The organism is Myroides indicus (assembly GCF_004364575.1).
GTDB classification, from domain to species: Bacteria; Bacteroidota; Bacteroidia; order Flavobacteriales; family Flavobacteriaceae; genus Flavobacterium; species Flavobacterium indicum_A.
In genome coordinates this window covers 2,295-3,632 of the sequence record NZ_SOAG01000061.1, presented here as the reverse complement: position 1 = coordinate 3,632, position 1,338 = coordinate 2,295, and the positions used below count along the sequence as shown (strand labels likewise).

Sequence of the window (1,338 nt, the reverse complement as noted above, 5' to 3'; positions counted from 1 at the left end):
ATGGAAAATACGCACGAGGTACTGCTCTCCACCACGGGGATTGACTTATCTTCTTTTACCCGGGTATTAAAACCCATGACTGTGTATTTGGAAAAAGACTATGTCAAAGAGGTTATTTATCTCGAAGGGTTAACCGGTGATGTAAATCTGGCCTGGCATGTAAAGATGGAGGGAGAGACGGTTTTGCTTATCGACAATCTGCGTATAGAAGAAGTGGATTGCGTTGCCCCTGAGATAGATCTGGAGATCGGCGATATCAAAAGCGATGAGGTCACTCTACAATGGGATTCTTCCGGTGATGACTGGGAGTACTACCTACAGCCTGCCTGGGGGAAAGAACCTTCCGGTCTGGGGACAAGCCTTGCTGCTTCCCGGGTTGTAGTCAAAAGTTTAAACGACGGTACTGCCTTGCAGGGCAATACAGAATATGAAGTATACGTAAGGTTTAAATGCAGCGGGGGCACATTTGGCTTATGGGAGGGACCTTACCGGTTTAAAACCCCTTGCGATGCGGTGTATCAGGTTCCTTTTTGGGAAGGATTTAACAGCAGCTATTGGAAATACGACTCCAAAAGTCTGGACTGTTGGACAATTATCAATCACAATAAGGACCAAGCAGATTGGAGAGAGTATGGGTATAATGCGTATGAAGGCGATCAGGCGATGCATTTTGTTAATTTTGAACATGAATTTACTCATGACGACTGGTTGATTTCCCCTAAGATCGAACTCACCGGGGGGAACTATATACTCAAATATCATTACAAAACGGACCAATTCTATAATACAAGCTTTGAAGTGCTGTTGTCATCTTCGGGAACCGATCCGGCTGATTTCACCATGGTCCTGCTGCCTAAAAAGACATATACTAATGACAGCTATGTTGAGCAACAAGTTTATATTTCCGGTATTTCCGCTGAGGTTCACCTCGCCTGGCATATTGTGGGAGAAGGAGGTGCAATAGTTTATTTAGACAATGTCTTTGTAGTAGAAGCGGGCGACTGCCCTGATCCCACCCTGCTTACAAGCTCCGCAATAACTTCAAATAGCGCGGAGGTTAGCTGGAATCAGCCGGGTGGTGTTACGCAGTGGGAGGTATATGTGGCGGCGTATGGAGAAGGTACTCCAGATAAGACGACTGTTGCTATGCATCAGGTTAAGGGCAGCCCTAAAATAACGCTTTCCGGATTGGCAGAAGGCACGGCCTACACGGTCTATGTCCGCGCGGTTTGTGAGGAGGGCGGCTTTAGCAATTGGTCTAGTCCCTTGCCTATAGGTACGCTGGCAGGTGCCAATGGCAATTGTCTTGGTGCACAGCCCCTTGTGGTCAACAAGGGG

The 1,338-nt window shown here is 47.2% G+C and carries 1 protein-coding gene; it reads left to right on the top strand.

Annotation, left to right across the window (positions count from 1 at the left end):
* Positions 1-1,338, top strand: a 1,338-nt coding sequence (locus tag C8P70_RS13600; protein ID WP_208293418.1) for a choice-of-anchor J domain-containing protein, incomplete at both ends; no start/stop codon positions are given.